Source organism: Collinsella sp. AF05-9 (genome assembly GCF_003465595.1).
Lineage (GTDB): Bacteria > Actinomycetota > Coriobacteriia > Coriobacteriales > Coriobacteriaceae > Collinsella.
On sequence record NZ_QSBB01000053.1, the window covers coordinates 1 to 8359 of the forward strand.

General features: G+C 60.8%; 7 protein-coding genes. 3 read left to right on the top strand and 4 right to left on the bottom strand.

Annotated features, from left to right (window positions below; translation table 11 throughout):
* Nucleotides 1–149 precede the first annotated feature (149 nt).
* Both DWV43_RS09590 and DWV43_RS09595 read right to left on the bottom strand, forming a co-directional pair.
* Entirely contained in the window at nucleotides 150–1778 is a 1629-nt protein-coding gene (locus DWV43_RS09590; protein ID WP_233505705.1) for a UDP-glucose--hexose-1-phosphate uridylyltransferase, read from the bottom strand.
* Nucleotides 1769–2974 (bottom strand): galactokinase family protein, encoded by a 1206-nt coding sequence (locus DWV43_RS09595; RefSeq protein WP_117818393.1) that lies wholly within the window; start codon nucleotides 2972–2974, stop codon nucleotides 1769–1771. Before DWV43_RS09595 ends, DWV43_RS09590 begins: the two co-directional genes overlap by 10 nt.
* A 384-nt stretch (nucleotides 2975–3358) precedes the next feature.
* Between DWV43_RS09595 and DWV43_RS09600 the strand changes: the two genes are divergently transcribed.
* Both DWV43_RS09600 and DWV43_RS09605 read left to right on the top strand, forming a co-directional pair.
* Nucleotides 3359–4345 (top strand): LacI family DNA-binding transcriptional regulator, encoded by a 987-nt coding sequence (locus DWV43_RS09600; RefSeq protein WP_117818395.1) that lies wholly within the window; start codon nucleotides 3359–3361, stop codon nucleotides 4343–4345.
* A gap of 129 nt (nucleotides 4346–4474) precedes the next feature.
* Entirely contained in the window at nucleotides 4475–5635 is a 1161-nt protein-coding gene (locus DWV43_RS09605; RefSeq protein ID WP_187361794.1) for an FprA family A-type flavoprotein, read from the top strand.
* 67 nt (nucleotides 5636–5702) lie between these two features.
* Here the strand turns inward: DWV43_RS09605 and DWV43_RS09610 are convergent, their stop codons facing one another.
* Nucleotides 5703–6506: a DeoR/GlpR family DNA-binding transcription regulator gene (locus DWV43_RS09610; RefSeq protein WP_117818391.1), complete on the bottom strand. Its 804-nt coding sequence runs from the start codon at nucleotides 6504–6506 to the stop codon at nucleotides 5703–5705.
* 335 nt (nucleotides 6507–6841) lie between these two features.
* On the opposite strand from DWV43_RS09610, the gene DWV43_RS09615 reads away from it, so the two are divergent.
* Entirely contained in the window at nucleotides 6842–7699 is an 858-nt protein-coding gene (locus tag DWV43_RS09615) for a class II fructose-bisphosphate aldolase (RefSeq protein WP_022095149.1), read from the top strand.
* Nucleotides 7700–8021: 322 nt separating this feature from the next.
* Here DWV43_RS09615 and DWV43_RS09620 read toward each other — a convergent pair.
* Nucleotides 8022–8359: HAD family hydrolase (locus DWV43_RS09620; protein ID WP_233539260.1), on the bottom strand; the 338-nt coding region annotated here is incomplete at its 5' end.

The window sequence follows — 8359 nt, forward strand, 5'->3', positions numbered from 1 at the left end:
TGCCCTACCGGGAGTAGCGTCGAAGGTTGACAAAACTATAGGAACACCCAATGACTACACTCAAAAACGGCGCCCGTCGGCGATGTTGCCGGCGGGCGCCGTTGTCTTGAAGACGAAATAGTCCGTTTTCCTCCGTCCCCAAGGGATCATTACAGTGAGTCGATAAAGCGCTGCTGGGCGGCGCGGCCGGCTTCGTCCCACTTAAAGACGCCGGCGTTGTCGAGCACGTGGCCAAACACTACGCCGACCTCCTCGTGCAGGATGTCGATGGCGTTGTCCGCCGTAAGCTCGTCGGCGCGGCGGGCATAGACGTCCTCGGCCCACGCGGCATGGCTGCGGCAAAGGTCGTCGCCCTCGAGCGCTGCGGCAAGGTCGTAGCTGGTATCGGCTTTGGCTGCCAGCAGGTGCTCGCGGACAGCGCCGAGCTCGGGAACCAGGCGCGGCGGAAGAATAGCCAGGCCCATAACCTCGATCAGGCCGATGTTCTCCTTCTTAATGTGGTGATACTCGGCATGCGGGTGGAAAACGCCCAGCGGATGCTCGTCGGTCGTGATATTGCAGCGAAGCGCCAGGTAGGCCTCGTAAATCTCGCCGCCGGCGTTGCCGCGGGAGTCGACGCGGCGGATGACGGGCGTCACGGTGTTGTGCGCTACGCCGTCGGCCGTGTGCGCGATAACGCCCGCAGACTCGTCGGTCCACTCGCGCCAGGCGAGGATAATCTTCTCGGCAGCGTCGAGCAGCTGAGCGCGGTCATGCGAGCGCAGGCGCAGCACCGAGAGCGGCCACTGCAGCACAGTGCCGGTGACCTGGTCAAAACCGGGCATGCTAAACTGCGAGACCTCGGCGGCATGCATCATGGGGAACTCGTGCGCGCCGCCCTGGAAGTGGTCGTGCGACAGAATCGAGCCGCCCACGATAGGCAGGTCGGCGTTGGAGCCGATGAAGTAATGCGGGAACAGGTCCACAAAGTCGAGCAGGCAGGTCAAGCCCTTGCGGTCGACGTGCATCGGACGATGCTCGGAGCTCATGGCAATGCAGTGCTCGTTAAAGTAGGCGTACGGGCTGTACTGGAAGCCCCAGCGCTCGCCATTAAGCTGAATGGGAATAACGCGTAGGTTCTGGCGAGCGGGGTGGGCGCCGCCGTCGGCTGCGGCGGAGCGTCCCGGGTAGCCCTCGTTTTCGATGCACAGCTGGCAGGCGGGGTACTTTTCGCCCGTGTTCTTTGCGGCGCCGGCGGCAGCGATATCGCGTGGGTCCTTCTCGGGCTTGGACAGGTTGATGGTGATCTCCAGGTCACCCCAGTTGGTGGGGGTGCTCCATTTGATGTTGCGCGCGATGGCGGCACGGCGCACGTAGCCGGCGTCGCAGCACAGGCCGTAGAACCAGTCGGTTGCGGCGCGGGGCTCGTTGACGCCCATACGTCCGTTGAACTCCTCGTTTACAACCGAAGGCCTCGGCATGAGCGCACCCATGATGCGCATGGCGATGCGGTCGCGGCCTGACGCCGTGTCCTCGGCGGCACCGTTGGTAACGGCGGCCTCGGAAAGCGCGGCAAGCGTGCCCTCCAGGTCAAAGTCGGGGAGTGTATCGGGGTGCAAGAGCGAAATCTTCTCGGTCTTGAGTGCCCAAGCCATGTCGAGTGCGGGGCCCGTGGCGCCGATGCACTCCAAAATGGTGTTGTATGCCCAGATCCGGTCGTCCTGGCCGATCATCGATCGGTGGATGGCGTACTCGATCAGGTTCTGCGCGGCCTCTCGCACGTCAGTCATTACAGCCATGCCGCGTAAGCCCCCTTGTCAGAGATGGCGTAGTGACGGGCAGAGCCCTCGCCCAGCCAGCCGTTCATCTTGGCAATGAAGGTGTCGACCAGATCGAGCGGCACGAAGGCCTGGATGGTACCGCCAAAGCCGCCGCCGTGGATACGAACGGCGCCACGGCCGTCGAGCACATGCTCGGCAAGAGCAAGCGCGTACATGGAAGGCTGCTCGGCACCCAGTTTGGCAACAACATTCTGCAGGTACATGGCAGAGCTGGCGCCGGACTCGCGCGTCAGGACCAGGAACTGGTCAATGTCGCCGGCGTTGAGCGCTGCCCAGCGCTTGTCGACCAGGCCGTTCTCGTACCAGTAGTGAACGGCGCGCAGGCAGGCGCGGTCGCCCAGCTTGGCGCGCAGCTCGGGGAGCTTGGCGTCAAAGTCGGCAACGTTGACCTCGCACAGGCGTGCCTTGCCAAACTCGGCGGCGACGTCCTGCATCTCGCGCGGAACGGCGGCGTAGTCGTCGGTAGCCGCCACATGGTCGGCGCCAACCTTAACGAGCACGAGCGCATAGCCGTGATCCTCAAAGTTGAGCTCGAGCTTCTGGGTCTTAGGCTGAGCCTGGTCCTCAAAGTCCATGTAGGCGAGGCCGCCCAGGCACACGGCGGCTTGGTCCATCAGACCGCAGGGCTTGCCGTAATAGTTGTTCTCGCTGCGCTGGCTCATCTGGGCGAGCGCGACGGGCTCAATGGCGGGCGCGCCCCAGAGCGTCTCCATGGCGCGGCCGTACGCGGCCTCGACGGCGGCAGAGCTGGAAAGGCCGCCGCCCGAGGGGACGGAGCAGGTGAAGGCGAAGTCGAAGCCCTGGGGCTCAACGCCCAGAGCAGCGATTTCGTGGGCCATGCCGCGGACGAGGCTTGCGGACGTGCCCTTCTCGGACTCCTGAACATCCAGCGTGTCGAGCGTGATCTCAAACGTGGGATAGCCCTCGTCGGCGACGCGGACCTTGTTGGAATCGGTTGCCACGGCGATACCGTCAACGGCGACATCGAGCGAGCCGGCGATAACGTGGCCGCCCTCGTGATCGGTGTGGTTGCCGCTGATCTCGGAGCGCCCGGGCGCGTGCACGTAGAGCACCTGGCGGTCGCCGATGGGGCCAAACTCCTCCTCAAACAACTTGGTGAGGGTGGCGAGTGTCTTTTCGTCGGGGGCGGTCATAGGGGTCCTTTCTTTGACGCGGGAGAGACTGATCCGTGTCGTTAATGAGTACGTTAACAATTTTGAGCACCACAAACCAGACGGTCGCGGCACCGCACGTTAATGGGTATGGTAACGTACTCATAACACAACGCATATCTATTTTTGAGAATCTGGTAATCGGTAGATTTTCGGCCGTGAACGGTGTGGCCGTATGGATATATGGAGCAAAAGAACCGCTGATAGAAAAAGTAGAGTACGTTAACATGCGTCCGACGATAGCGGGCTTCGGCGCGGGGTGTGTTTCTGCCCGGGCCGGCATGCACGCTATTCAGATCTCGCAAGGGTGAAGGTGATCCTGTGGCAAGGCGCCCGTCCAACGATACAGGTACGCGTCCGGTCTCCATGGCCGACGTCGCCCGCGCTGCTGGCGTTTCGCAGCAGACGGTTTCGCGCGTCGCCAACGGCTTGCCCAACGTTAACGAGCAGACGCGCCAGCGCGTGCAAGCCGCTATGCAAGAGCTCGGCTTTCGTCCGAGTTATGCCGGTCGCTCGCTGCGCGACGGCCGCTACCATTCGGTCGGTCTGTGCGTCAACGATGTCACCAAGTTTGGCAACCTCTCAATGATCGACGGCATCGCCAGCGCTGCTCGCGAGCATAGTTGCGCCATCACGCTGGTCGAGATGTCCAAGACCGAGGAGTTTTCGCTTGCCGAGGCTACGCGTCGTATGGCTGCGCTGCCCGTGGACGGCATCATTATCGGCATGAGTCGCATGGCGCCCGATTTTGAGACGTTCGATCCGTTGCCGGGCATTGGAACGGTCATCGTTACCATGTACGCGCATCCGCGCGTGACCACGGTCGATTCCGACCATTACGGCTGCTCGCTATTGCTTATGGATCACCTGTTTGAGCTGGGGCACGAGCAGATTCGCTATATTGGCGGCCCGTCGTTCTCGGTCGACGAGCAATTTCGTCGCGCCGGTTGGCAAGATACACTCGAGCGTAAACACATCGAGACGGTAGAGCCACTCGAGGGCGACTGGTCTGCCAACAGCGGCTACGAGGCCGCTCGGTACTTGGCTGAGCACGACCGCACCATGACGGCGATTTACGCGGCAAACGACCAGATGGCAAACGGCGCCATTGCCGCGCTGCGCGATAGCGGCTTGCGCGTGCCCGAGGACGTGAGCGTGGTGGGCGTCGATGACTCGCTCGACGACTTTGTCGCACATAACGAGCTCACGACCGTTCGATTCGATCTGCATCAGCGCGGGCGCGAGGTGTTCGAGCGCGCGGTTCCCAAGGCGGGGGCATCGGACAAAACCGTCGCCATTCGTATTCCCGGTCAGCTCATCGTTCGACACACCACGGCAGCGCCGCGCGCATAGTTTTCGCAGGTCAACGGCTCGGCGTTGCATATCAATAACAATCGGTAAGGATGCCGGCAGATAGCCGTGACTATGAAGGCGAGTGCTATGATAGACGGGTTCATTTGTCTATCTAGGAGGCTTTGCCTGATGGAGATCACCAAGGATATCCGCTACATTGGCGTTGACGATCATGACATCGACCTGTTCGAGGGCCAGTACGACGTGTCCGAGAACGGTATGGCATACAACAGCTACGTTATCTTGGGCGAGAAGATCGCTGTCGCCGATTCGGTCGATGGCGGATTTGTCGACGAGTGGCTCGGCAACCTCGAGACCGTACTCGACGGCCGCACGCCCGACTACCTGGTCATCCATCACATGGAGCCCGATCACTCCGCCGGCATCGCCGCCTTTATGGAGCGCTATCCCCAGGCGCAGATTGTGGCAAGCATGGGCGCCTTCCGCATGATGGTCAACTACTTTGGCACCGACTTCCCCGAGCGCAAGATGGTTGTCAAAGAGGGCGACGTGCTTGATCTGGGTGGCCACAGCCTGACCTTTGTCGGCGCCCCCAACGTTCACTGGCCCGAGGTACTCTTCTCCTACGAGGCTACCGACAAGGTGCTCTTTAGTGCCGACGGCTTTGGCAAGTTTGGCGCCAACGACATCGAGGATCCGGAAGGGTGGGCCTGCGAGGCGCGCCGTTACTACTTTGGCATCGTGGGCAAGTTCGGCAAGTTTGTGCAGGCCGTGCTCAAGAAGGCCGCCGACCTGGACATCCAGATCATCTGCCCGCTTCACGGCCCCGTGCTGACCGAGAACCTTGGCTATTACCTCGACACCTACAACACTTGGTCGAGCTATCAGCCCGAGGACGAGGGCATCACGATTGCCTATGCGAGCGTGTATGGCCATCTGAAGGCTGCCGTTGAGGAGCTTGCATCTGCGCTCGAGGCCCGCGGCCAGAAGGTTTCCGTCTTTGACCTGGCTCGCGACGACATGGCCGAGGCCGTTGAGGATGCGTTCCGCTATGACCGTCTGGTACTCGCTTCCATCACCTATCAGGGCGAGATCTTCCCATTCATGAGCACCTTTATCCATACGCTTGCCGAGCATGCCTACCAGAACCGTACGGTGGCGCTCGTCGAGGGCGGCTCCTGGGCGCCCGCAGCTGCCAAGATTATGACCAAGGAGCTCGAGGGTATGAAGGACATCACCCTGACGCAGAACAAGGTGACCGTCCTGGGTTCGCTCAACGACGCCTCGCGCGCTCAGATCGAGGCCCTCGCTGACGAGCTCTCCAAGTAGCGATACGTTCACGTTTAACGCTCAAACCACCACAAAGGGGACGGTGAACCTTTGTGGTGGTTTTTGTTTAAGCGCCGGCGATGAGGAAATTTGGGCGGGCGTCGTCGGCGATCTCGGCGATTGAGGTGGCGACGGCGTGATCGGGGTCACGGTCCATCACGATGGCGTTGACGTCGGTCAGCTCGGCAAAGCGGTACATGCCACGTCCGTTGACCTTACTGGCGTCCATGAGGGCGACACTTTGACGAGCAGCACCGACCATAGCCGCTTTGGTCTCGGCCATCTGGGGAAAGTCGGTGGTAAAGCCGCAGCCGGGAACGAAAGCGCCAGGGCACATGACGGCAAGATCGGCGTGGACCATTTGGAGCGCCTGCATGGTAAGTGGGCCGTACAAATAGCGATGGCCTTTGCGCAGTGCCCCGCCCAGCATGACGACATCGACTGAGGGCATGCTCTCGTCGATGTAATCGGCAATGGTAATGTCGGCCGTGATGACGGTGATGCCATCGCGCTGGTCGAGCAGGCGGACAAACTCGAGCGCTGTGGTGCCCGAGTCTACGAGCAGGGTGTCGCCGTTGCCGACGAGTTCAATGGCGCTTTGCGCGATGGCCTGCTTGGCGGCGACATTGACGTTGATGCGGCGATCCTGGGTGGATACGGTCAGTCGCTTCTGGAGCGGCACAGCGCCGCCATGCGTGCGGCGCAGCTTGCCGGACTCGGCGAGCGCGTCTAGGTCGGCGCGGGCGGTAACGGAGGACACGCCAAAGGTTTGGGCGATTTCTGCCACTTGCACCGAGGCGTTATGTTCGAGCATCTCCATGATGGCGGCACGACGTTCGTCGGCAAAAGCTCGGGTTGTTGCATGGGCCATATTCGCTCCATCATCGTCTGAAATTTGCAGGAATTGTGTTGAGTCCATTTTCGTTCATTTTCTTTTTGAGTAAGAAAACACCTTTCGATTACTTATCTTTTCTATAAAAGAAAGATGATTCGCTTGAAAACTGCAATGTCGTATAGAGGGATCCGGCGCGAATCCCTTCCGTTTGCTTTTCAAAAACGAGTGTCTTGACCTGTGTGCCGGTGATATCTCATACGTGCGACGCCGTCGATTTTCATACAATGAGCGCAGCAAAACGCAAGGTAAAACGCCTTGTGAACAACTACGCCCGATGTCCAGATGCGGGCGAGGGAGAGGAGCAAACGCTCATGGCACTTGTTACCACCGAAAAGATGCTCAAGGACGCTCAGGCCGGCCACTACGCCGTCGGCGCGTTCAACGTCGAGAACCTCGAGTTTGTTATGGCCGTTCTGGCCGCTGCCGAGGAGACCAAGTCCCCCGTCATCATGCAGACCACCCCGGGCACGATTAAGACCGCTGGTCTGGACTACTTCTACGGCATGGTCAAGGCTGCCGCCGAGCGCGCTTCCGTGCCCGTTGCCCTGCACCTTGATCACGGCGATGGCTATGACCGCTGCATGCAGGCTTTCCGCACGGGCTACACCTCCGTCATGATCGACGGTTCGCACGAGTCCTTCGAGGACAACATTGCCCTGACCAAGTCCGTCGCCGATGCTGGCCGCGCCATGGGCGTGCCCGTCGAGGCCGAGCTCGGCAAGGTTGGCGGCAAGGAGGACGACGGTCCCGCGGTTGAGGGCGAGAGCCCCTACACCGATCCGGCCGAGGCCAAGGAGTTCGTCGAGCGCACCGGCTGCACCTCGCTGGCCATTGGCGTTGGCACCAGCCACGGTGTGTACACGAGCGACCCGCACATCGAGCAGTCCGTGGTCAAGGCCATCCGCGACGCCGTCGACGTACCGCTGGTTCTGCACGGCACCTCCGGCGTGCCCGATGAGCAGGTTGCCGAGGCCGTGAAGAACGGCATCTGCAAGGTTAACTACGCCACCGAGCTGCGTCAGGCCTACACCAAGGGCTTCATGGCCTACATGGCCGAGAACCCCGCCTGCTTCGATCCCAAGAAGCCGGCCAAGGAGGGCATGCGTGAGATCACCGAGCTGGTTAAGATCCGCATGACCAACCTCAACTCTGTGGGCAAGGCAGAGTAACAGCAAGGGTACTCCGACTCGCTACATATCCCGGGGAGGGACGGGGGCTTAGTTCCCCAATCGTCCTCGGGCATGCAAAAAGCCTCGCTGCGCACTTCGTGCGGCGAGGCTTTTTGCCCCCTGCGGAAAGATTGGAGAACTAAGCCCTCGTCCCTCCCAGGTTGACCTACTCGAGGTCGTCGCCCTTGTGGCGTTAGGTCTGAAAATAATAAGAAGCCTTCGCGCTGCGGAATGATTTTGGAAACTAAGTACGGGGACCCGCCCAAGCCGTCCTGCTCAATCGCCCTTGTGGCGTTGGGGCGGAAAGGGTGGGGCGCGTGGGTTATTTGGTTGTTAGGGTTAGTAGGTCGTTGGGGGTTTTGAGGTTGTAGGTGGCGTTTGGGATATCTTGGTGTGATCCCCATGCTGCACGGGCAAAACTGACCCCTGCTGAAGTTGCGCACTGTTCGTCGTAGACGGTGTCGCCAACGTAGACGACGTTGCCAGGATTTGCGCCCGCACGTCGGAGATATTCGAGCATGGGTGCGGGTGCGGGTTTATGTTCGGTTGTGTCTTCGACAAGGATGATGTGCTCAAAATACTTATCGAAACCAAGGGGTGCAATTTCTTTGGCTCTGTTAGACCACATTTGACACGATCGGCTGTTCGTCGAACCGGGAA